Below are 22,917 nucleotides of genomic sequence, written 5' to 3'. Positions count from 1 at the left end.
TTCCTATTTAACACCAGCCATTCGGCGGTTATCCCCTTGGGTGATGTTGCTGATGAAGCACTTTTAAGCGCTCTGTAGCAACATGGGTATAAATCTGTGTTGTAGAGAGGTCACTGTGCCCCAATAACATCTGTACAACACGCAAGTCTGCTCCATGATTTAATAGATGTGTTGCAAAGGCATGCCGCAACACATGGGGTGATAATTTCTCTGAATCAATTCCGGCGATCACCGCGTAATGTTTTATACGATGCCAAAATGTTTGTCGCGTCATTTTTTGGCCTCTTAAGCTTGGAAACACAATATCATCGGTTTTCCCTTGCATAAGGGCTGGTCTACCATATTGCAGATATTGTTCTAACCAGTAAATAGCTTCTTCACCTAAAGGAACTAATCGTTCTTTATCGCCCTTACCTATCACACGTAACACCCCTTGCCGTAAGCTAATATCAGATAAAGACAATCCTACTAGCTCAGAAACCCGTAATCCACAGGCATAAAGAACCTCAAGCATCGCTTTGTCGCGTAATTCTATTGGCTCATCAATACAAGGAGCACTAAGTAAATTTTCTACTTGCTGTTCACTTAAGTCTTTGGGTAAACGTTTGGGTAATTTAGGTGTAGAAAGCAAAGCGCTGGGATCATCTTGGCGTAATTTCTCACGATAAAGATATTGGAAAAACCGACGTAAGGTACTTAACAGTCGTGCCGCACTGGTTGCTTTATAGCCCTCATCCAAACGAGTGGCAAGAAAAGCGTGTAAATCTAACGTCGTCACCGATAACCAATTGAGTTTTTGTGTGACCAGCCACTGGCTTAACGCCTGCAAATCTAAACGATAAGCGCTGAGTGTATTCGCAGATAACCCTTGCTCTAGCCAAATACTATCGAGAAATTGTTCTATGATAACGTCATTATCTTCTTGGTTATTATCTGTTGTCGTTTGTGTCGATAACTTGGTCTGGGTCACGGGTTTACTCTCTCTTCTTTACGTTGTTACTTGTACATTATGCCTCATAGAAAAAGTTTTCTGGTACAATAGTGACCTTTATTAGCAAAAATATCCTAAAAATCTTTATGAAAATTGGTCTATTTTACGGTTCCAGCACCTGTTATACCGAAATGGCGGCAGAGAAAATTCGTGACATTCTCGGTGAAGAGTTTATTGATCTTCATAATGTTCAAGAGTGCGATATTACTCTGATGCAAGAGTATGACATTCTTATTTTAGGTATTCCAACCTGGGACTTTGGTGAGATCCAAGAAGATTGGCTCGCAATTTGGGAAACGCTACCAACATTAGATCTCAAAGATAAACTCGTTGCTATGTATGGAATGGGTGATCAAATTGATTATGGTGAATGGTTTTTAGATGCATTAGGTATGCTCTACCACCATTTACTGCCAAGTGGTGTTAAATTTATCGGTTTTTGGCCTATTGAAGGGTATGAATTTACCAGTCCTAAACCACTTACTGATGATGGTAAACATTTTGTCGGGCTCGCATTAGATGAGGTGAATCAATTTGAAGAAAGTGATGAACGTTTATCACAGTGGTGTATGCAAATTTTACGAGAAATAGAAGAAAACTTGTAAATCGCAATCAATCTATTGCTTCAGGTTATCTACCGCAAGGTAACACTTTTAACCTTAGTCAATCAGTAAGCATTCTAACGGTTTATATACATACCCAGAATTAAATATCTGGGTATTGCATCAGCAGTTGTGAAAAATTTCGCCACTCATTTTCCGGCATACTATCAAAAGCAACCCATAGCGTGATTTGCTTATTATTTAAGATAGAATCTAACGTTATTTTTGCACCAAATCGGCTGATCCACGGTTGTTTTGCAATCTGCCATTCATGATATTTCCATTGAATACGATTGCCATTAAGCAGCACTAAATCCCCTTTCCTTTTATTGATATTTTTTTGGCTAAAATACCAACCTAATATAAGTAAAAGTAACAAAGGAACCCAGATATAAATAAAGCCAGGTGGCCAAGGATATAACAGCAATGCTATTTCAAAAATAACGTAAACACTAGTTGAAAATAACTGTGTAAACCAAGAAACTGTTAAATGTGATTTCCATAAAGTCACGAGTGATATTAGCTCCTGCTTTAATATCTTATTATTACAACAAGATATCGTCGTCGTTTTTTAATAGCATAACTGATTTTTGTAAAAAAAGGAGAATATAAAAAATAAAATGACGATCCTCTATTTTTTCTTTGAAATGCCACGCAAAATTATTGTCACTAAAATTTAATATTACCTCATTAAAATTTTCTATTCTTCGTTTTTTACTTACTAAAACGCCCTTATTCATTTAATGAATAAGGGCGTGATACTTAGTACTTCAGGCTTTATTTAATGCACTTGGTTTTATATTCTATTTTTATTAGTACTAATACTTATTAACAATTTCAGCCATACGAATTCTATTACGCTCTTGAATTAACTTTACCATGTAATAAAGATCTTCATCATCAGGGCGGCCGTGGTTCATCAACCAATTAAATAAATCAGGATCAGCACATTCAAGTAAACGAACAAAGAGCCTTTTGTCGTCATCAGAGAGTGTGTCGTACTCGTTTTCGAAAAAAGGCATGATAGAAATATCTAGTTCACGCATTCCACGGCGACATGCCCAATTTATTCGTGCTTTATTTTCTATATCGATAGTCATATTCTGCTCTTTAATATGTTCACTTCAAGAAATACCACTATTTCTTCCTGCCTTGATGATAGTCTTATCGCACCCTTTTTAACATCAAAATGATCACAATTTGTCGCTTTCGTCCAATAGCAACGCTTTGAAGCATCAATAAATTGTTATGCACAAAATTCTTTCTGTGCGCTGAAAATAATAATGACTTGCATTGTCTTGTGACTCTTTTACCATAAACAGTGTATCGGATTAACTACATAGCGGGTGATGTCATGACTCAAAATTCTACTCAGACAAAACGCCCTCATGCCGCAATCAATTTACCACTCACCTTGATCTCTTTAGATGATTGGTCATTGATAACTGCAACAGGGGCTGATAGTGAAAAATACTTACAAGGCCAACTAACAGCGGATATTGCCGCATTACCGACTACAGAGCACACTTTAGCCGCTCATTGTGAAGCTAAAGGGAAAATGTGGAGTACATTGCGCATTTTCCATCAACAAGCAGGATTTGCTTATATATTGCGGAAAAATGTTGCTGAAAAACAACTTACTGAGCTTAAAAAATACGCCGTATTTTCAAAAGTGACTTTTACTGAAAATACAGATGCGGTGTTATTAGGACTTGCGGGGCAAGGCGCGGCACAAGCCTTAGCGGAATTCTTCCCTGAGATCCCCCGTAAAGCCAATGAAGTGGTTAATCACCAAAATAGCTACTTACTGCAACTCCCGTTACCTACAGAGCGCTTTTTAATTGTTACAGATGAAGAGACTGCCAAAAAACTAGCCACGACATTGCCCGCAGAAACCAGTGATAGTGACCAGTGGTTAGCCCTTGATATCGAGGCGGGTTATCCCATTATTGATACCCCTAATATCGAACAATTCTTACCACAAGCGACTAACTTACAAGCATTACCATTAAGTATTTGCTTTAAAAAAGGTTGCTATACAGGTCAAGAAATGGTGTCTCGTGCCAAATTCAGAGGCGCAAATAAACGTGCTATGTATCTGTTATCAGGTGGCGCAGCACAATTGCCCGACATTGGCGGTAGCGTTGAGTGGCAATTAGGTGAAGATAAATGGCGCAAAACAGGCACGGTATTAAGTGCGGTTCGTATGGCCGATAACACGATTATCGCCGAAGTGGTGATGAATAATGATATGGATGCTGACAGCGTATTTCGTGTCCAAGGTGATACCACCAGCCGCTTAACGATTAAACCTTTGCCTTACTCTTTAGAAGATGAGTGATAGCACTTCCATATGAACGGATTTTTATGACACAACAAACTAATGGGGCTTTTGGCCCCTTTTCAGATACCATCAATTTTATTATTGAACTTGATAAACTCAAACGCGTTTACCGCAAAAATAATGTATTAGACAATAGCCGTGCTGAAAATACCGCTGAGCATAGTTGGCACTTTGCTGTTGCAGCAATGAGTTTTCAACCTTATGCCGGTGATATTGATATAGGTAGAGCGATCCAGCTAGCTTTAGTGCATGATATTGTCGAAATCGATGCTGGCGATGTGATGGTTTATGATGTTGCTGCTCGTGAAGCGATTAAAGAGCAAGAGCAAAAAGCAGCCAGACGTATTTTTTCGTTGTTACCTGCACCACAAAGTGAATATTTTCTTAATCTCTGGCTTGAATATGATGCAGCACAAACCCCTGAGTCACAATTTGCCAATATTTTAGATCGCGCAATGCCAATGTTAATGAATCTACATAACGAAGGGCAAAGCTGGGTTGAAAATAATATCCGTTTAGAACAAGTGATTGCACGAAATCTATTTATCGAAAAACAGTGGCCAGAATTTTGGCAATACCTCTATCCTCAATTACTAGAGGCTCAGAAAAAAGGCTGGTTAAAATAATTTTTTGCTGTTCATTTGATACTGACCAAAAAAATACCGAAGGTAGATTTTGAATTTACCCTCGGTATTTTATTTAGTAATAGCGCTAAATTAACCTTTATTCATAATCACTTATTGGCGCACAAGAACAATGCAAATGACGATCACCATAAACATCATCAAGGCGTTTTACTGCCGGCCAATATTTATTGCGTTTCGTTGCTTCACTTGGGAATACCGCACATTCACGGCTATAGCTATGTGACCATTCTTGCACTAATTCATACTGTGTATGTGGTGCATTCACTAGCGGATTATCATCAATCGGCCATACCCCGTCATCGACTTGTGCAATTTCAGCACGAATCGAGAGTAACGCATCAATAAAGCGGTCAATTTCAACTTTGCTTTCAGATTCTGTTGGCTCAATCATTAATGTCCCCGCAACAGGGAATGACATGGTTGGCGCATGGAAGCCGTAATCAATTAGACGCTTCGCCACATCCATTTCACTGATACCATAGTTAGCTTTGAGTGGACGAATATCAATAATACATTCATGGGCAACATAACCTTCCGCCCCAGAATAGAGGATGTCATAGTCATCTTTTAAGCGTTGAGCAATATAGTTAGCATTTAAAATCGCTACTTGGCTCGCTTGTTTAAGCCCTTCTGAGCCCATCATACGGATGTACATCCAGCTAATAGGTAATATTGAGGCACTACCAAATTGTGCTGCTGACACGGCACCTTGGGTCGTAACACCGTCCATTTCAACGACACTATGTCCAGGTACAAATGGCGCTAAATGTGCTTTTACGCCAATAGGTCCCATACCTGGGCCACCACCGCCATGGGGGATACAGAAAGTTTTATGTAAGTTTAAGTGTGATACATCAGAGCCGATAAAGCCTGGCGTCGTGATCCCCACTTGCGCATTCATATTGGCGCCATCAAGATAAACCTGTCCGCCATATTGATGAATGATCTCACAAACTTCACGTATACCCTCTTCATAAACACCGTGGGTTGAAGGATAAGTCACCATCACACAAGAAAGCTCAGCTTGGTGCTTCTCTGCTTTCGCTTTTAAGTCTGCAATGTCGATATTACCATTTTCATCACACCCCACGACAACCACCGTCATACCCGCCATATGGGCTGATGCAGGGTTTGTACCATGGGCTGAGCTTGGAATTAAACAGATATGGCGATTTCCTTCTCCTCGGCTTTGATGGTAACGACGAATAGCTAACAAGCCAGCATACTCCCCTTGCGCCCCTGAGTTAGGTTGCATACACATCGCATCATAACCCGTTATGGCAGCCAACCAATTAGATAGCTGCTCAATCATTATCTGGTAGCCTTGCGCTTGATAAGGTGGGCAGAATGGGTGCATTTCGGTAAATTCAGGCCATGTGATCGGCAGCATTTCAGCCGCAGCATTAAGCTTCATAGTACATGAGCCTAACGGGATCATTGCTTGGTTAAGCGCTAAATCTTTATTTTCTAAACGATGCATATAGCGCATCATTTCAGTTTCACTGTGATAAAGATGGAAGTTTTCATGGGTTAACACCGCATCTTTACGCAACATTGCCGTTGGAATTGAGGTCGATGAAGAAGCTACCAGTGCATCTAATGTATCAATGTCATCAGAGAAAGCTTTACCACTGATAATCTCAATCAATCTGACAACATCTTCGCGAGTCGTCACTTCACTTAAAGTGACACCTACTGCGCCAACAATATCGGTTCGTAAGTTAATTTCAGCATCTTTAGCACGTTGTAATACACCCGCTTTATCCGCTGTTTCAACGGTTAAAGTATCAAACCATGTCTGATGGCGTAATGTCATGCCATTTTGAATTAAACCCGCGGCTAAAATATCCGTTAAGCGATGAATACGCTGAGCAATATTTTTTAGACCTTCAGGCCCATGATATACCGCATACATGGCAGCAATATTGGCCAGTAATACCTGTGAAGTACAAATATTCGAGTTAGCTTTTTCACGGCGAATATGCTGTTCACGAGTTTGCATTGCCATACGTAACGCTCTGTTACCTGCAGCATCACGCGAGACACCGATAATACGTCCTGGCATGGCTCGTTTATATTCATCTCGACAGGCAAAGAAAGCAGCATGTGGACCACCATATCCCATTGGCACCCCAAAGCGTTGGGCTGAGCCTAATACAATATCCGCTCCTTGCTGCCCTGGAGCCGTTAATAACACCAGTGCCATTAGATCAGCCGCTACACTGGTAATAATTTTTCGCGTTTTTAGTTCACTAATGAGCTGACTATAATCATGAATTTCACCGGTTGTGCCGACTTGCTGTAATAGCACTCCAAAGACACCTTCTAGCTCTAACACTTTTTCAGCTTTATCGACAATCACTTCAAAACCAAAGGTGTTAGCTCGGGTTTTTACTACGTCTAGTGTTTGGGGATGAATATCATCAGCGACAAAAAAACGCTCCGCATTTTTTAGTTTACTAACACGTTTTGCCATTGCCATAGCTTCAGCGGCAGCAGTAGCTTCATCTAATAGCGAAGCAGAGGCTAAATCCATGCCGGTATAATCAATGGTTACTTGTTGAAAGTTAAGTAATGATTCAAGACGCCCTTGAGAAACTTCTGGCTGATAAGGAGTATAAGCGGTATACCAACCTGGATTTTCTAGCAAATTACGTAAAATAACAGGAGGCAATACAGAAGGCGCATATCCCATACCGATATAAGAGGTAAAACGTTTATTTTTACGGGCTATCGCTTTTAGTTCTGCTAATGCTTCTTGTTCAGTAGCCCCCCCTCCGACATTAGGCGGCGTTGCTAATTGGATATTATCGGGAACAATCTTTTGTGTTAATTCATTTAATGAGGAGATGCCAACAACATCAAGCATCTCTTTAATCTGTTCTGGCGATGAGCCAATATGGCGACGAATAAATTCATCACGATATTCTAATTGAGTTAAAGTTTGTGTCATTGCGGGTAATTCCTGAATTCACAATAAATGGATAAGCTGTTTTTACTGATTTGAAAATAGGCTGATAAATAAAAACGCCCCGACTTTTTAATGACGAGGCGTTTATTTTTACTCTTCGTTTTCAACTAACTCTTGGTAGCCAGCCGCATCAAGGAGATCGTTTAATTCGCTTTCATCTTTTGCTTTTATGCGAAATAACCATCCATCCCCATAGGGATCACTATTAACCAGCTCTGGTGAACCATCTAACTCCTCATTTACTGCAATAATTTCGCCAGATAATGGGGCATAAATATCTGATGCAGCTTTTACTGATTCAGCCACAGCACAATCATCCCCAAGATCAACTTCACTGCCTACATCAGGAAGATCAACAAACACCATATCACCTAACAACTCTTGAGCATGTTCAGTGATGCCGATAGTGTATTCGCCATTGCCTTCAGAACGGATCCACTCATGAGATTGCGCATATTTTAATTCACTAGGTATTTGACTCATTGACCGTACTCTCCATTTAAAATAATAATGCTTTATACCAATGCTTTACCTGAACGAACAAAACCAGGTTTTACCACCTCTACCGGTATTTCACGATTACGCAATAAAACAATTGCGCTATCTTTAATACCTGCGGGTACTCTGGCTAATGCAATACTAAAGCCCAATGTCGGTGAAAATGTGCCACTAGTAATAACGCCTTCTCTTAATTCACCTAAATCATCGGTAAAGTGCACGGCACTACCTGCACGTAACACCCCTTTTTCTCGCATCACCAGACCAACCAGTTTATCTGTGCCTGTTGCGCGTAATTTTTCTAATGCTTCTCTACCAATAAATTGACGATCTTCGGGTAACCAGGCAATCGTCCATCCCATATTAGCCTCAAGAGGATTAATAGTTTCATCCATCTCTTGACCATAAAGATCCATACCCGCTTCTAAACGTAAAGTATCTCGAGCACCTAACCCCGCGGGCTTAACCCCCACTGCTAATAATTTTTTCCAATAATCAACGGCTTGCTCTTTTGGCATGGCGATTTCATAACCTGCTTCACCGGTATAACCTGTCGTCGCGACGAAGAGATCATCAAGTTGTACGCCATAGAAAGGCTTCATCGCTGCCACTATTTGGCGATGCGATTCACTTAATAAACGCTGTACTTTTTCTTGTGCGTGAGGGCCTTGTACTGCAATTAATGCTAAATCATCACGTACTTGAATATCGACGACATAATCTTTGGCATGCTCAGTGATCCACGCTAAATCTTTTTCGCGGGTTGCGGAGTTAACCACCAGACGATAGAAAGTCTCATCAAAGTAGTAAACAATCAGATCGTCAATCACACCACCGGACGCATTTAGCATACCAGTATAAAGTGCTTTGCCTTTTTCGGTGAGTTTAGCGACATCATTCGCTAATAGATAACGTAGAAAGTCTTTAACTTGCGGGCCATGTAAATCAACAATCGTCATGTGAGATACATCAAACATACCTGCATCTTGACGCACATTATGGTGTTCATCAATTTGAGAGCCATAATGCAGTGGCATCATCCAACCATGAAAATCAACCATACGAGCACCACAGGCGACGTGCTCATCATATAACGGAGTCTGTTTTGCCATTCTTCCCTCTTTCTATTTTTAGTTTAGATGATCCAGAGAACGCAATTTGTTAAATATAAAATTAAACTTGATTAAAAATCAGCGTGTTAATTACAAGCTTAAGTTTATTTTTAAACATTATTTTAACAAATATGAGCAATTAACGTACAACGCAAACGATACCTTTACTTTGAACTTATCACTAAGAGAAAAAATAAACCATAAGTTAAAATAGGGTATTACCTCTACCAATCATAATGTAGAGAAATAAGTATGCAGAATGAATGATTGTAATTATGCGTATCAGCCCTCATTTTTAGTGAATAATGACTAAAAAAAGGGGAGCAATACAAAGAATAGACTGAAAAAATAGCTATTTTTAGTGTTATTTTTCCAGTCTGTTATAAAGAAAAGTAATGTGAAATGGCTGTTGAATTAGATTTTTTCAGCTGAAACAGAATTTTTATGCTTTAGCCATTCTGGTAAATCAGAAAGTCCCATCGCCTGTTCAAGTAACTTTGGTTTTACTCCTGGTAAACTATCTGCTAACGAAAGACCGATATCACGCACCCACTTTTTAATAGGGTTATTACCTTCAAATAATTCGCGGAACCCTTGCATAGTCGCTAACATGACCGCAGCGGCATGTTTACGGCGGCGCTCAAAACGTCTTAAATAGAGATACTCACCAAAATCTTTACCTTCTGCTTTTAAACGACGGATTTCACCAATTAATTCAGCAACATCCATAAAGCCAAGGTTAACCCCTTGTCCAGCTAAAGGGTGGATGGTATGCGCGGCATCACCTAATAACGCTAACCGTGGAGCGGCAAATTGACGTGCATAGCGACCCGTTAATGGAATTGTCATACGTTCACTGACTAATTCACACTGGCCTAAGCACATATCAAAAGTAACACCTAGCGTACGTTCAAATCGCGTTTTATCTGCACTCTTATAATCTTCAGCCAATGAGCTAGGTAGCGACCACACAATAGAACAAGTATGAGGATCTGCAAGAGGTAAAAAGGCTAAAATCCCCTCACCATGAAACACTTGGCGCGCCACATTATCATGGGGTTGTTCTGTGCGTATGGTTGCGACTAAAGCGTGATGTTCATAATCCCAAAAAGTCAGTGGAATATCAGCATTTTTACGCAACCAAGAATTCGCACCATCGGCGCCAACAACCAGCCTAGCGGTTAACATTTCACCGTCATTTAAGCTGATAAAGGCTTCATTTTCTCCCCACACAATGCGTTCAATTTGAGCAGGGGAATAACAGGTAATATCACTATGACTGGTGACCTTTTGCCACAGCACTTCACGAATAAGATGATTTTCAATAATAGTGCCAAGATGAGATAACCCTTCTTGTTGCGCTGAAAACGCAATACGTCCAAAACTATCTTGATCCCATACTTCCATACCTTGATAAGGGGCTGTACGTAATGCCGTTAAGTTTTCCCATACCCCCAATTTCTTGAGTAATAACTCACTGGCAGTATTAATCGCAGATACCCGTAATGCAAAATCATCTTGCGGATGGAAATGCGTGGTGACTGGGTGATTTTCTATTATCGCTATACGTAATCCACAGCCATGTAATCCGCAGGCTAATGCAAGCCCGACCATTCCACCACCAGCAATAACAACATCAAATGATTTCATAATAAAAGTATCCTAAAAAGCAATTATGCTCAGTTTGTCCAACCTAATGTTTGGTGTGCTAATTTGTTACGAAGTGCAGGCACTAATTCCATCGTCATTAAGCCTAGATTACGGGAGATAATTAACGGCATACAACGATTCGCAAACACTTTCACTAAGCCATCAGTGATCGTAATAGTACTTTCTCTATCCTGTTCGCGAAGCTGTTGATATTGTGATAATACGCGATAACTGCCGATATCAAGACCTGATTGTATGGCCGAGGTTAATGTATTGGCTAATGTCATTACATCGCGTAAACCAAGATTAAAACCTTGCCCTGCAATAGGATGCAAGGTTTGAGATGCATTACCTATCAATGCTAAACGATGGCTGATCATTTGCTGTGCTTTTTGCAAAACTAATGGATAGCAATGACGCTGCCCTACTTGTTCAATCTTACCCAAACGCCAGCCAAAATCCCGTTGTAACTGTGCAATGGTTGTTTGATCATCCCATTGTGAAACTTGCTCTAATTTCTCAATAGGATGGCACCACACCAATGAACTACGCCCTTCGCTCATGGGTAACATTGCTAATGGACCAAATTGTGTAAATCGCTCAAATGCACAACCTTTGGGATCAATCTCTGTTTTTACATTGGCGATCACCGCAACTTGATGATAAGGCGTTTTCTGCCATTGAATATGACATTGATGACCAATGGGTGAATGTGTACCATCTGCGGCAACCAGTAAATCACCGCTAAGTTGTGTACCATCATCAAGTGTCACTTCAACGTTATCGAGATGGCGCTGAACATGCTCCACTTTAGCGGGACAATATAGCGTAATATTGGGTTGTTTTTTCAACTGTGCAAACAGTTGACGCCCCGCATCATGTAATTCAATAACATAACCGAGTGCGTCAATATCGTAGTCCTGTGCATTTATGTTCACAAAACCGCAATGGCCTCTATCAGAAACATGAACGTGATTAATAGGTGTCACAAAGGGTTTTAAGACCGACCATAATCCGATTTGTGCTAATCGCTTTGCTGTGCCATGCGCTAAAGCGATCGCTCTGGCATCGAATCCGGGATGCCCATTATCTGGCTCTCGCGCTTCAATAAGCGAAATGGAAATATTACCCTTATTTAATGCAGAAAGTGCTAGTGCTAACGTTGCACCCGCCATTCCACCACCCACAATAATCACATTCATGCTGATTTTAGCCTTAAATTTTTCCTGCCATCAGAGCTTCAATTTCATCAGGATCTTTAACAACCATAGCCGTTAAATTTTCATTACCTGTTTCAGTAATAACAATGTCATCTTCAATGCGAATACCAATACCACGATACTCTTGTGGTACATCTGCATCTGGCGCAATGTAAAGTCCTGGTTCAATAGTCAACACCATACCCGGCTCTAAGATACGATCACGATCGGTGCCATAGTGTCCAACATCATGAACATCAAGACCTAACCAGTGACTTAAGCTATGCATAAAGAAGCGCTGATAGGCTTTTGTCTCAATGAGGTGTTCGATATCACCGTGCATAATGCCGAGCTTAACTAAACCTTCCACCATGATATACACGACATGTTTAGTGACTTCTTTGATGCTTGTACCCGGTTTATACAATTCGAGGGATACATTGAGTGATTTTAAAACAATCTCGTAAATTTCACGTTGTTGACGGCTAAATTTACCATTAACAGGGAAAGTTCGCGTAATATCACCCGCATAACCTTCATATTCACAGCCTGCATCAATAAGGACTAAATCCCCATCACGCATTTTAGTTTCATTTTCAGTATAATGTAAGATACAACCGTTCTCACCACTACCGACAATACTGTTATAGGAAGGGAAACGCGCACCATGAGAGATAAACTCATGTTCAATTTCCCCTTGTAATTGATACTCATACATACCTGGCTGACATTTTTGCATTGCGCGAGTATGGGCTAACGCAGAAATTTTTCCGGCTTTGCGCAGTAATTCAATTTCAGCATCAGATTTAAATAACCGCAGTTCGTGCACTATTGGGCGCCAATCAATAAGCGTTTGTGGCGCTTTTAAATTACGGCGAGAGCCTTTTCTTAAGGTATCCAGAGCATTAAAGACGATTTCATCGGCAAACGCATATTCACCTTGGGCATGATAAACAATATCCAATCCATTGAGTAATTGATAAAGTTGCTCACCTACATCTTCGTAAGGTAGCGCTTTATCAACACCTAATTTTTCAGGGGCAGCTTCTTGCCCAAGACGACGACCAAACCAGATTTCCGCGGTTAAATCTCTAACCCGATTAAACAGTACGCTATGATTATGTGTTTCGTCACTTTTAATCAACACAAGGATAGCTTCTGGCTCACTAAATCCGGTGAGATACAAGAAGTCACTATGTTGGCGATAGGGATATTCACTATCAGCATTGCGTTGTGCTTCTGGCGCAGCAAAAAAGATAGCTGCACTTGCTGGTTTCATCTGAGCTAATAATGCCTGACGACGGGATAAAAATTCTTGCTTATTCATACCCACTCCTATCCTTTATTGATCTTTTGGTTATCTAATTAATAAGGCAATTATTAATGTAATGTCCGTTGTTCATCTTGTTTATCATTTTCTGTTGTTGTCTCTTTTGAGGCGACAAAAGTGATATAGCACAGCTGAACAGAGACTTTGACATATTCTGTAACTTCTTCGAGTGCATCTTCAAGCTCTTGTTGATTTTCATCTTCTTCATAGCCTAATGCACCAATATTACGCAAATCAGTGATAACTTCCGTCAACTCTTTATGCTCAGATAACTTAGGTTGTGCAACACCTAATCCTAATAGAAAATGATTAACCCACCCTGCAAGGGCATCAGCTCGAGGAAAAACAGATTCTGTATCGTCAGGTAACAGCATAGAAAAATTAAATACGCTGTCATCAAGTTGCTCATGAGTGACGTGATAAAGTGATTCAAGGGGTTCTGATAACGATTTAGGGAACGCTAAGCCCTCATTAGTCAGTTCATGTAACAAAGTTTTCCAACTATTGTCATGTACTGCTCCACAAATAAACCCAGTAATTAGACCATGCATCTCTGCGGCAGTTAAAGGCACGGCATGTTGTTGTAATAATGAATCAATTGCTGAGTAATCTGGTAATGTGTTTTGTATTGACATAAGAATAAACGTCGCATTTAGGGGAATAGTTCAAGATATGCTACCATCAATAGAACGCACTGTACCAGTTAAGCTATGTTAAACATTGGAATTTTTGCAGTAATAGCGTTTAATACTGCCTTATAACCGTATACACTACTAAACACGTAGCACAGATTTTATGTCAGGAAGGAATCATGTCCGCACAACCCGTTGATCTTCAAATTTTTGGGCGCTCATTACGTGTCAATTGCCCACCAGAACAAAAAGATGCTTTACTGGCTTCTGCTGCTGAACTTGAACAACGATTACAAGATCTCAAAGAACGCAGTGGTGTTTCCAATACTGAGCACTTAATTTTTATCGTGGCATTAAATATGAGTCATGAGTTGGCAGAAGAAAAGTTAAAAACGAGAGACTATGCCTACAATATGGAAGAGAAAATAAAAATGCTACAACAATCTATTGAACAAGCTTTACACGATCAAGGCAAGCACCATGATCGCACTTTTTCAACATCAAAGTAGATTTGTTCAGAAAGCATGCGCACACCACGAAATTAACAGATAATAGGTTGCTTTCTACAATTAAAATAATACAATAGTTCATAGATAAGGTGCTTAACAGCACCCACCTAATTTCTCTGAGATGTTCGTCAGTGGGTAAGTCCCCTGAGCCGATATTTCAAAAAAAATAGAATGTGGTGATCTATTACTTGTGAGCATACCTGATTCGTTCAGGCAGCCTAATGGTGATAGCACTATGTTCACCTTGGACCACGGGTTCAAGGGTTACAGCCTACAACGGCATCTTGGAGACCCCAATTCAAGTTCTAAACACTGAGTACTGATTAAGTATTTAATGTTTAGAGCTTTTTTTGTTTCTTTTGCCCCTATCTTTCTTGGCTTTTCTCTTTTTTACCTCTAAAGTGTAATAAATTCATAGAAGTGATATATTTTTATTCATACTAATTCCTTGCTGATGGATTAATCATGATACAACCCCCTGTTTTCCAGCAAAGAGATCAGATACGTAAAGCTATCCGCCAAAAACGCCGTCAACTTACTGTGGCACAGCAGCAAGATGCTGCACATAAACTCTCTGAACGGGTACTCCATCATCCCAAAGTCAAGCAAGCTAAAACAATTGCCTTATTTCTCTCTTTTGACGGCGAGATTGATACCGCACCTCTAATCACTCATTTATGGGATTTAAATAAACAGGTTTGTCTGCCTGTATTACACCCTTTTCATCGCCATCATTTACTTTTTTTACGTTACGCTCCCACCACGCAGTTAGTGAAAAATCGTTTTAATATTTTTGAACCTCCACTCAATGTGAATAACATTATTCCAATATCTGATATCGATATTATCTTTACGCCACTGGTTGCCTTCGATGAAAGTGGTCAACGACTCGGTATGGGCGGAGGTTTTTATGATAGAACATTAGAAAATTGGCAGCGGCAGTCATTTTATCCTATGGGACTTGCTCATACATGCCAACAAGTTCATTCGTTACCGAGCGCAGATTGGGATATACCGTTACCTGAAATTATTACACCTGATAAAGTATGGCGTTTTAATGAACAACTGATACAGAGAAATTAAGACGAGCTTTTAACGCTATCTTTGTTTTTTTATATTATTATCTTATTTTATAAGGTTAAATCTCTATTTTTAACCACATTGTATTTAATATGAAAAATAGAGAAAGTACGAAATTTATAAAAAGCATTAATATCATTCTTAATCTTTCGGGAAAACAATTAGATAATACAAAACCAAACATTAATAAATACGATGATACTATCGCATCATTAGAAAAAAAACATGCTTTTAAACTAAAGAAAAAAAACATTCATTATATTTTTAAAAAACAATTACACTACCCTATGATTTTTTTAGATCGTTCTAAAAATATATTTATTCTTTTAAAATATAACAATAATGAATTTCTAATTTATAATCTACAAACTGACAATATGGAGACATGGAATAAAGAGAGATTAATAAATAACAGTATAAATCACTATTACTATCTGGACTTTGCAGAAAAGCATTTTTTTGATATCACTTGGTTTGTCCCAACCTTTATGAAATATCGTATATTATTTCAAAGTGTATTATTTTACTCGTTAATTCTTCAACTGCTAGCACTTGCCTCCCCGATTATTACGCAAATAATTATGGATAAGGTAATTATCCATCAAGCCCTATCCACGCTTGATGTGTTAATAATAGGTCTTATTTTTGTCGCCGTTTCAGAATCTGTATTAAAGGGGATAAGAGAGTATATTTATCATCATACAGCAAATAAAATTGATATATTGCTAAGTTTGAAATTAACTAACCATTTATTCAAACTTCCTATCAGTTATTTTAAATCTCGCCAAACAGGTATTATTGTTACACGAGTAAAAGAGCTTGATATCATTCGAGAGTTTATAACAAAAACCTTATTAATGTTATTAGTTGATTTCTCATTTATCTTTATTTTCCTATTTGTTATGGCTTATTTGTCATTAAAGTTAACATTAATCTTTCTTGCCACCATCCCACTCTATTTTATCTTAGCTAAATTAATTGCCCCTAAAATAGAAAAAACCGTACAACAGCTTTATCAATATTCAGCAACAAATAGTGCTTTTTTAACAGAAACCCTAGGAGGTATAGAAACAATAAAAAGCCTTTCATTAGAACCACGTTTTACACAACAGTGGCATACGCAAATCCATCAACTGACTAATGAAAATTTAAAATTACAAAATATTGATAACTTATCGCAATACATTGTTTCATTTTTACAAAAAATAACGACAGCGATACTTTTATGTCTAGGTGCTTTTGAAGTCATTTCACTTGCAATGACAATAGGTCAACTCATTGCTTTTAATATGCTATTAAACCACTGTCTACAACCTTTAAGTTCTGCTATAGAAGTTTGGGGAAAGTATATCCGAGCCAAAACGGCTATTTATAATTTACAAGACATTCTTAATCTCCCAATAGAGCAAGAAAAAGCCAATAAGAAAATGGCATTACAAGGTGAAGTGAGTTTTGAGAATGTCAGTTTTAGTTATCAACATAATGCCCCCCCTGTTGTAAAGCAAATTTCATTTAGAATAAATAAATATGAAACTATTGGTATCGTCGGGACGTCTGGATCAGGGAAAAGTACATTAGCACGCATCATCGCAGGGCTTTATATCCCACAATTAGGTCAAGTTAAGCTTGATGGCATTCCGGTTTGTGAAATTCCCCCCGCAGTATTACGTCAACAAATAGGGTTTGTCTTACAAGAGAATTTTTTATTTCATTTAACCGTGCTCGACAATATCCGTTTAACGCAACCATCAGCCTCATTAGATGAGGTTATTCATGTAGCTAAATTAGCAGGTGCTCATGAGTTTATTTTAAAACTTCCTTTAGGGTACGACACACTCATTGCTGAAAATGGCAGATCTTTATCTGGGGGACAATGCCAACGTATTGCAATTGCTAGAGCCTTACTCTCATCCCCTAAAATTTTAATTTTTGATGAAGCTACCAGCGCATTGGATGGTGAGTCTCAAGCCATCATCGAAAAAAATCTTCCCCTTATTACCCAAGATAAGACCGTCATTATGATTGCTCATCGCCTTTCCACAATAAAAAACTGTGACCGCATTATTGTATTAGAAAAAGGCCAGATAATTGAAGAAGGCAAACATAATGAATTGATTAGAAAAGATGGCGCTTATAAGAAACTTTGGCAACATCAACAAGGATAACAATGATGAAATCAAAAATAAAACAAATGATTGCTCACTACTTTAAAACTAAAAAAGAGCCTAAAAACTATGATTTTTACCCTAATCATATCGCCGTACTTGAGAAACCGCCGACACCTTATAGTCGTATTATTGCAATAATAATTTCATTAAGTGTGATTATATTTTTACTCTGGGCATATATAGGTAAATTAGATGTGCTTTCTTCAGCTATAGGAAAATTAGTGGTTTCAGGTTATTCGCAACAAATTCAAATTTATGAACATAGTCGCTTAAGCGCCATTCATGTAAAAAATGGCCAACAAGTTACCAAAGGAGAAGCGTTATTAACACTTGATATTTTAGGTGTTGATGAAGAGATTAATAATCTAAAAAATAAGATAGAAAATCTATTATTACTAAAAATTCGTTATCAAGCATTAAGTCAAAACACCCGACCTGATACAATTGATGATTTTAATTTACTAAATAAAGAAAAAAAAGAAGCGGTTCTACTAAGTTATCAAAAAGAAAAGGATGAATTTGATGCTAGTATTAATCATATTAATTCTGAAATAGAAACCAACAATAAAAACAAGCTTCTTACTCACCAAGAAATCAATTCATTAAATGAATTAAAAAACAATATTGAAAAACGTTTTAATATAAAGAAAAAACTCTATGATAAAAAAATCATTAGTACCATGGAGTTTTTAGAAAATAAAAAGGAGTTATTAGAAATTAATCAAATCATTAAAAGAAAATCATCAGAACTGATTATTTTATCCAGTCAAGAGCAACAATATATAAAAAATCGCGATAGATTAGAAAAACAAAAACACCTAGAGTGGCATGACAAATTTAAACAATATGAAAGCGAAGTTTTTATTTATCAACAAAATCTTTTTCATGCTCAGAAACGTCAACAATTAAAAGTTGTTCGTTCTCCTGTTACAGGTACAGTACAACAACTCGCTGTTCATACCCTAGGAGCCGTATTGCAACCTTCACAAGCGGTGATGGTGATAGTACCCAATACTCAGCATAATGTTGCTGAGGTGAATATTCTCAATAAAGATATTGGTTTTATCTATCCGGGTCAAAAAGCGGTGATTAAAATTGATGCTTTTCCTTATACCCGTTATGGCACCATTGAAGGCACCATTGTCAATATAGCAAAAGATTCCATACAACATGAACAATTAGGCTTAGTTTATCCCGTCCTGATTGAACTTGATAAGCAAGTAATGGGTGAAGATGAAGCACAATATAAACTGGCTACAGGTATGTCTTTAGTTGCCGATATAAAAATTGAAAAACGTCGAGTGATTGATTATTTACTCAGTCCAATAGAAGTTTATCAACATGAAGCATTAAGAGAAAAATAATAGCGAGATATCTATGAACTATATAACTGAAAATACGCCATCTCTTCATCCTTCAATTATTGATGGGCTTATTTATTTTTCAAAAAAGAATAAAGGAACATTAAAAAAAGAGCAGCTTATTCATTTTTTAGGTAATGACGACAATCTCTCTGAATTAAATATCATAGAAGCCGCTCAACAACTCAATTTAAAATGCGAATTTTCATTTTTTAATAGTGAAAGTGAGTATAAAGATAAAATAATTATTGATACACTTATCGAAATTAATGGTTATTGGTATATTCTAAAAAATAGAATAAGTGATAAATTAATTATTATTGACCCAAGCACTAACACAGAGAGTCATTATCATATTGATAAAAAAATCACTTATACCACACTGCTAATTATTAATAAGATATTTACCCCTAAACAGAGCAAGTTTAGCTTAATGTGGTGCATTCCATCGCTATTAAAACAAAAAAAATCATTATATTTAATTTTTATTTTATCTTGTTTTATTCAATTATTTTCTTTAGTTAATCCAATTATTTTTGAAAAAATTATTGACAAAGTATTAACGGGGAGAAGCCTCTCTAATTTGCAAGTTTTAGGGGTACTCCTCGTGCTGATTGCCATTATAGAGCCTATCTATCTTTTATTACGAGATAAACTTTATGCTTTTGTTTCTTGTACCCTAGGTGCCGAATTCTCAGGGAAAATTTATCAACACCTTATTCGGCTACCCAGTCAGTTTTTTAATCAACGTCAATCTGGCCAAATTATTGCTCGTATTCAAGAGCTTGCTCATATTCGCCAGTTTATTACTGGCTCTGCGTTGATGATGGTACTGGATTTTATTTTTATTATCGTATTTCTTTCAGTAATGTTTGCTTATTCCGTATTATTAACTTGGATAACCATAACAGCATTAGTCGTTTACTTTTTATTTTGGCTGATACTTGGCCCCATGATCCGTTATTGGGTTAAACAAGAGTATCAAGCAAATGCTGATAATATGAGCTTATTAACAGAAGCTATTAATGGTATAGAAACCATAAAAATAACAGCAACAGAACATCAATTTATTGAAAAGTGGCAATATAAACTCACTAATTATATCCTTAAGCGTTTTTCAGCGGCCAAAAAAGCGTTACTTGCTCAGCAATTAATTGGGGCTATTCATAAAATTACTATGGCAATTATCTTGTGGCATGGTGTTAATCTGATTATGAAAGCGCAATTAAGTGTGGGCGAATTAGTGGCTTTTAATATGTTTGCCACCCATATTACACAACCTATTTTACGTTTAGCCCAACTTTGGCAAGATGTTCAACAAACAGGCATCTCTATACGTCGTATTGGCGAGATCGTTAATACTCCCACAGAGCATCAGCATCAAGGGCTTGCTACTGTACCTAATATTGCAGGAAGTATAGTATTTTCTCATGTACGCTTTCGTTATACAGCCAATACTCCAGATGTGATTGAGCAACTCTCTTTTTCGATCCCCGCGGGCAAATTTATTGGTATTACAGGCCCCTCTGGTTCAGGAAAAAGTACTATCACACGTTTAATTCAACGTTTTTATACTCCTCAACAAGGCCAGATTTATATTGATGGTATGGATCTCGCCATTGCCAATCCCCTTACTTTACGCCAATCAATTAGTGTTGTTTTACAAGATAATTTTTTATTTAGTGGCACTATTATGGAAAATATTCGGTTATCAAAACCCGATTGTAGTGAAGAAGATATTATTGAAGCGAGTAAATTAGCCGGCGCTTTTCATTTTATTACTCAACTCCCTGAGGGATTTAATACACAAGTAGGTGAAAGAGGTAGTAATTTGTCAGGAGGACAGCGTCAGCGTATTGCGCTAGCAAGAGCACTTTTACCTGATCCACGAATTCTTATTTTAGATGAGGCAACATCGGCGTTAGATTATGCCTCAGAAGCGGAAATTTTAGCCAATCTTCCGGCTATTTGTAAAAATAGAACGGTAATTTGTATTGCTCACCGACTTAATGCTATTTCTATTTCAGATTATATTTATGTTATTGATAAAGGTCGTATATTAGAAGAAGGTACACATAGCGATTTATTAAATAAGAAAACACTTTATCAGCAATTGTGGCAACAACAGACACAGCAATAAACCGTGATAAGTAATGAACCATAAAAATAAAGGCTCTAATTATTGAGCCTTTATACTTAATATAAAAATATGCGATATTAGTACAACATACGAGCACGAATGGTACCCGGTAGTCCTTTTAGTTTCTGCAATACTAACTCAGCTTGTGCTTTCGTTTGTGTAGTAACATCAATCACTACATAACCCACATTACCAGCTGTACGTAGATATTGCGCAGCAACGTTAATATTTTCTTCTGTAAATACGTTATTGATACTATTCATAATACCCGGACGGTTTTCATGAATATGCAGTAAACGGTTTACATCATCACCATGACTAGGCAATGATACTTCAGGGAAATTAACCGCAGATAATGTAGAACCATTATCTGAATATTTAGCTAACTTACCAGCAACTTCATAACCAATATTTTCTTGAGCTTCTTGGGTTGAACCACCAATATGTGGCGTTAAGATCACATTATCAAATTTAATTAATTCTGATACAAAAGGATCGTTCGGATCGTTATTTGCCCCCGGCTCCGTAGGGAAAACGTCCACCGCTGCACCTGATAAATGTTTACTCTCTAGCGCTTGTGCTAATGCCGGAATATCAACCACAGTTCCACGAGAGGCATTAATAAGAATAGCGCCTGGCTTCATTCGTAATAGCTCTTCGTGACCAATCATATTTTTTGTTGATGGCGTTTCTGGCACGTGTAAGCTAACAATGTCACACATATTCAGCAGTTCAGATAAGTGGCGAACTTGGGTTGCATTTCCCAAAGGAAGTTTGTTTTCAATATCATAAAAATAGACATCTAAACCAACACTTTCCGCCAAAATCCCTAACTGGGTGCCTATATGACCGTAGCCAATAATTCCTAGTTTTTTACCTCGCGCCTCAAAACAGCCTTTAGCTTGTTTATCCCAAATACCACGATGGGCTTTAGCATTAGCTTCTGGAATACGACGCAGTAATAACAGTAATTCCCCTAACACCATTTCAGCCACGGAACGAGTGTTTGAAAAAGGTGCATTAAAAACAGGGATCCCACGACGGGCAGCCGCATCTAAGTCAACTTGGTTAGTACCAATGCAGAAGCAGCCTACAGCAACTAATTTTTCAGCGGCTGCAAAAATTTCTTCTGTTAAGTGAGTGCGGGAACGGATCCCCACAAAGCGTGCATCACGGATAGCTTGTTTTAATTCTTCTCCCGATAATGCACCTTTATGATATTCGATGTTGGTATAACCTGCTGCTCTTAAATTCTCTACCGCACTTTGGTGTACACCTTCCAATAGTAGGAACTTTATCTTTTCTTTTTCCAAAGATACCTTGACCATTTACCCTGCCCTATTTGTGTTACATGAATAAAAACGAAATCCTGTTTCACCAACATAACAAAAATAGATTTTGAGGCAATACAACCGATTGCACTGTTGACAGAATAAGCGATAGATAAAGTGATTTTCTACCGAGCAAAATGATTTTGACAATAAAAATGGCAGCATTTTAAAGAGAGATATCTCTATCGTGTGATATATATCACTGAATTTATGGTTTTCAAAATAATTTGCAAAAAGTCATCATTCTGATTATCTAAGGGGAAAGATAAAAGAGAGTGGGAAAACAATATAGTTCTCCCACTCTCTTTAAGAGGATGTTGTTATCTCTGACTAGAGATACAATTTAATCGTA

The 22,917-nt window shown here is 38.0% G+C and carries 19 protein-coding genes and 1 other RNA gene; 9 read left to right on the top strand and 11 right to left on the bottom strand.

The window, feature by feature from the left end:
• Positions 1-28: 28 nt before the first annotated feature.
• On the bottom strand, positions 29-970 hold the full coding sequence (xerD, locus tag AACU95_RS13990) for a site-specific tyrosine recombinase XerD (protein ID WP_004244032.1): 942 nt from the start codon (positions 968-970) through the stop codon (positions 29-31).
• Between the two features lie 107 nt (positions 971-1,077).
• Here xerD and fldB point away from each other — a divergent pair, with 107 nt between their 5' ends.
• On the top strand, positions 1,078-1,596 hold the full coding sequence (gene fldB, locus AACU95_RS13985; RefSeq protein ID WP_004244033.1) for a flavodoxin FldB: 519 nt from the start codon (positions 1,078-1,080) through the stop codon (positions 1,594-1,596).
• Positions 1,597-1,696: 100 nt separating this feature from the next.
• On the opposite strand, the gene AACU95_RS13980 is transcribed toward fldB, so the two are convergent.
• Both AACU95_RS13980 and sdhE read right to left on the bottom strand, forming a co-directional pair.
• Positions 1,697-2,104 (bottom strand): protein YgfX, encoded by a 408-nt coding sequence (locus tag AACU95_RS13980; RefSeq protein WP_004244035.1) that lies wholly within the window; start codon positions 2,102-2,104, stop codon positions 1,697-1,699.
• A 307-nt stretch (positions 2,105-2,411) separates the two neighbouring features.
• Positions 2,412-2,687, bottom strand: coding sequence for an FAD assembly factor SdhE (sdhE, locus tag AACU95_RS13975; protein WP_026090407.1), 276 nt, complete (start codon positions 2,685-2,687; stop codon positions 2,412-2,414).
• A 260-nt stretch (positions 2,688-2,947) separates the two neighbouring features.
• Between sdhE and ygfZ the strand changes: the two genes are divergently transcribed.
• Both ygfZ and AACU95_RS13965 read left to right on the top strand, forming a co-directional pair.
• Positions 2,948-3,934 carry a tRNA-modifying protein YgfZ gene (gene ygfZ, locus AACU95_RS13970; RefSeq protein ID WP_004248524.1) on the top strand — a complete coding sequence of 329 codons (987 nt, stop codon included), beginning with the start codon at positions 2,948-2,950 and terminating at the stop codon, positions 3,932-3,934.
• Positions 3,935-3,960: 26 nt separating this feature from the next.
• Complete coding sequence (locus AACU95_RS13965; protein ID WP_004248526.1) at positions 3,961-4,563, top strand: HD domain-containing protein; 603 nt, start codon at positions 3,961-3,963, stop codon at positions 4,561-4,563.
• Positions 4,564-4,660: 97 nt separating this feature from the next.
• On the opposite strand, the gene gcvP is transcribed toward AACU95_RS13965, so the two are convergent.
• The 7 genes from gcvP to AACU95_RS13930 form a co-directional block, all read right to left on the bottom strand.
• Complete coding sequence (gcvP, locus tag AACU95_RS13960) at positions 4,661-7,537, bottom strand: aminomethyl-transferring glycine dehydrogenase (protein WP_004248527.1); 2,877 nt, start codon at positions 7,535-7,537, stop codon at positions 4,661-4,663.
• A gap of 108 nt (positions 7,538-7,645) precedes the next feature.
• Positions 7,646-8,038 carry a glycine cleavage system protein GcvH gene (gene gcvH / locus AACU95_RS13955; RefSeq protein ID WP_004248528.1) on the bottom strand — a complete coding sequence of 131 codons (393 nt, stop codon included), beginning with the start codon at positions 8,036-8,038 and terminating at the stop codon, positions 7,646-7,648.
• 32 nt (positions 8,039-8,070) lie between these two features.
• On the bottom strand, positions 8,071-9,165 hold the full coding sequence (gene gcvT, locus AACU95_RS13950; protein ID WP_012368218.1) for a glycine cleavage system aminomethyltransferase GcvT: 1,095 nt from the start codon (positions 9,163-9,165) through the stop codon (positions 8,071-8,073).
• Positions 9,166-9,579: 414 nt separating this feature from the next.
• Complete coding sequence (gene ubiI, locus AACU95_RS13945; RefSeq protein WP_004248529.1) at positions 9,580-10,815, bottom strand: FAD-dependent 2-octaprenylphenol hydroxylase; 1,236 nt, start codon at positions 10,813-10,815, stop codon at positions 9,580-9,582.
• 29 nt (positions 10,816-10,844) lie between these two features.
• Entirely contained in the window at positions 10,845-12,017 is a 1,173-nt protein-coding gene (gene ubiH / locus AACU95_RS13940; protein WP_004244045.1) for a 2-octaprenyl-6-methoxyphenyl hydroxylase, read from the bottom strand.
• 13 nt (positions 12,018-12,030) lie between these two features.
• Positions 12,031-13,341: a Xaa-Pro aminopeptidase gene (pepP, locus tag AACU95_RS13935; protein WP_004244046.1), complete on the bottom strand. Its 1,311-nt coding sequence runs from the start codon at positions 13,339-13,341 to the stop codon at positions 12,031-12,033.
• A gap of 53 nt (positions 13,342-13,394) precedes the next feature.
• Entirely contained in the window at positions 13,395-13,979 is a 585-nt protein-coding gene (locus AACU95_RS13930; protein WP_004248530.1) for a YecA/YgfB family protein, read from the bottom strand.
• Positions 13,980-14,155: 176 nt separating this feature from the next.
• Here AACU95_RS13930 and zapA point away from each other — a divergent pair, with 176 nt between their 5' ends.
• From zapA to AACU95_RS13900, 6 genes are all read left to right on the top strand, one after another.
• Entirely contained in the window at positions 14,156-14,485 is a 330-nt protein-coding gene (gene zapA / locus AACU95_RS13925; RefSeq protein WP_004244048.1) for a cell division protein ZapA, read from the top strand.
• Between the two features lie 110 nt (positions 14,486-14,595).
• Positions 14,596-14,780: non-coding RNA, 6S RNA (gene ssrS, locus AACU95_RS13920), on the top strand.
• A 170-nt stretch (positions 14,781-14,950) separates the two neighbouring features.
• Positions 14,951-15,568 carry a 5-formyltetrahydrofolate cyclo-ligase gene (locus tag AACU95_RS13915; RefSeq protein ID WP_141192295.1) on the top strand — a complete coding sequence of 206 codons (618 nt, stop codon included), beginning with the start codon at positions 14,951-14,953 and terminating at the stop codon, positions 15,566-15,568.
• An 89-nt stretch (positions 15,569-15,657) separates the two neighbouring features.
• Complete coding sequence (locus tag AACU95_RS13910) at positions 15,658-17,730, top strand: peptidase domain-containing ABC transporter (protein ID WP_161737096.1); 2,073 nt, start codon at positions 15,658-15,660, stop codon at positions 17,728-17,730.
• A 5-nt stretch (positions 17,731-17,735) separates the two neighbouring features.
• A complete protein-coding gene (locus tag AACU95_RS13905) occupies positions 17,736-19,097 on the top strand; it encodes an HlyD family type I secretion periplasmic adaptor subunit (RefSeq protein ID WP_223842419.1) in 1,362 nt (453 codons plus the stop codon).
• Positions 19,098-19,110: 13 nt separating this feature from the next.
• Positions 19,111-21,234, top strand: a complete 2,124-nt coding sequence (locus tag AACU95_RS13900; RefSeq protein ID WP_161737095.1) for a type I secretion system permease/ATPase — start codon at positions 19,111-19,113, stop codon at positions 21,232-21,234.
• A gap of 77 nt (positions 21,235-21,311) precedes the next feature.
• Here the strand turns inward: AACU95_RS13900 and serA are convergent, their stop codons facing one another.
• Entirely contained in the window at positions 21,312-22,562 is a 1,251-nt protein-coding gene (gene serA / locus AACU95_RS13895) for a phosphoglycerate dehydrogenase (RefSeq protein WP_004248535.1), read from the bottom strand.
• Between the last annotated feature and the right edge of the window lie 355 nt (positions 22,563-22,917).

The sequence above is a fragment of the Proteus sp. G4415 genome, assembly GCF_963896075.1.
Classification (GTDB): Bacteria; Pseudomonadota; Gammaproteobacteria; order Enterobacterales; family Enterobacteriaceae; genus Proteus; species Proteus mirabilis.
Note: the sequence above shows the minus strand (reverse complement) of the source record. Positions and strands in the feature narration are given on the sequence as shown.

Coding starts and splice junctions, on each gene's coding strand:
- fldB (WP_004244033.1), top strand. CDS start 1,078: ATGAAAATTGGTCTATTTTACGGTTCCAGCACCTGTTATACCGAAATG.
- ygfZ (WP_004248524.1), top strand. CDS start 2,948: ATGACTCAAAATTCTACTCAGACAAAACGCCCTCATGCCGCAATCAAT.
- AACU95_RS13965 (WP_004248526.1), top strand. CDS start 3,961: ATGACACAACAAACTAATGGGGCTTTTGGCCCCTTTTCAGATACCATC.
- gcvP (WP_004248527.1), bottom strand. CDS start 7,537: ATGACACAAACTTTAACTCAATTAGAATATCGTGATGAATTTATTCGT.
- gcvH (WP_004248528.1), bottom strand. CDS start 8,038: ATGAGTCAAATACCTAGTGAATTAAAATATGCGCAATCTCATGAGTGG.
- gcvT (WP_012368218.1), bottom strand. CDS start 9,165: ATGGCAAAACAGACTCCGTTATATGATGAGCACGTCGCCTGTGGTGCT.
- ubiI (WP_004248529.1), bottom strand. CDS start 10,815: ATGAAATCATTTGATGTTGTTATTGCTGGTGGTGGAATGGTCGGGCTT.
- ubiH (WP_004244045.1), bottom strand. CDS start 12,017: ATGAATGTGATTATTGTGGGTGGTGGAATGGCGGGTGCAACGTTAGCA.
- pepP (WP_004244046.1), bottom strand. CDS start 13,341: ATGAATAAGCAAGAATTTTTATCCCGTCGTCAGGCATTATTAGCTCAG.
- AACU95_RS13930 (WP_004248530.1), bottom strand. CDS start 13,979: ATGTCAATACAAAACACATTACCAGATTACTCAGCAATTGATTCATTA.
- zapA (WP_004244048.1), top strand. CDS start 14,156: ATGTCCGCACAACCCGTTGATCTTCAAATTTTTGGGCGCTCATTACGT.
- AACU95_RS13915 (WP_141192295.1), top strand. CDS start 14,951: ATGATACAACCCCCTGTTTTCCAGCAAAGAGATCAGATACGTAAAGCT.
- AACU95_RS13910 (WP_161737096.1), top strand. CDS start 15,658: ATGAAAAATAGAGAAAGTACGAAATTTATAAAAAGCATTAATATCATT.
- AACU95_RS13905 (WP_223842419.1), top strand. CDS start 17,736: ATGAAATCAAAAATAAAACAAATGATTGCTCACTACTTTAAAACTAAA.
- AACU95_RS13900 (WP_161737095.1), top strand. CDS start 19,111: ATGAACTATATAACTGAAAATACGCCATCTCTTCATCCTTCAATTATT.
- serA (WP_004248535.1), bottom strand. CDS start 22,562: ATGGTCAAGGTATCTTTGGAAAAAGAAAAGATAAAGTTCCTACTATTG.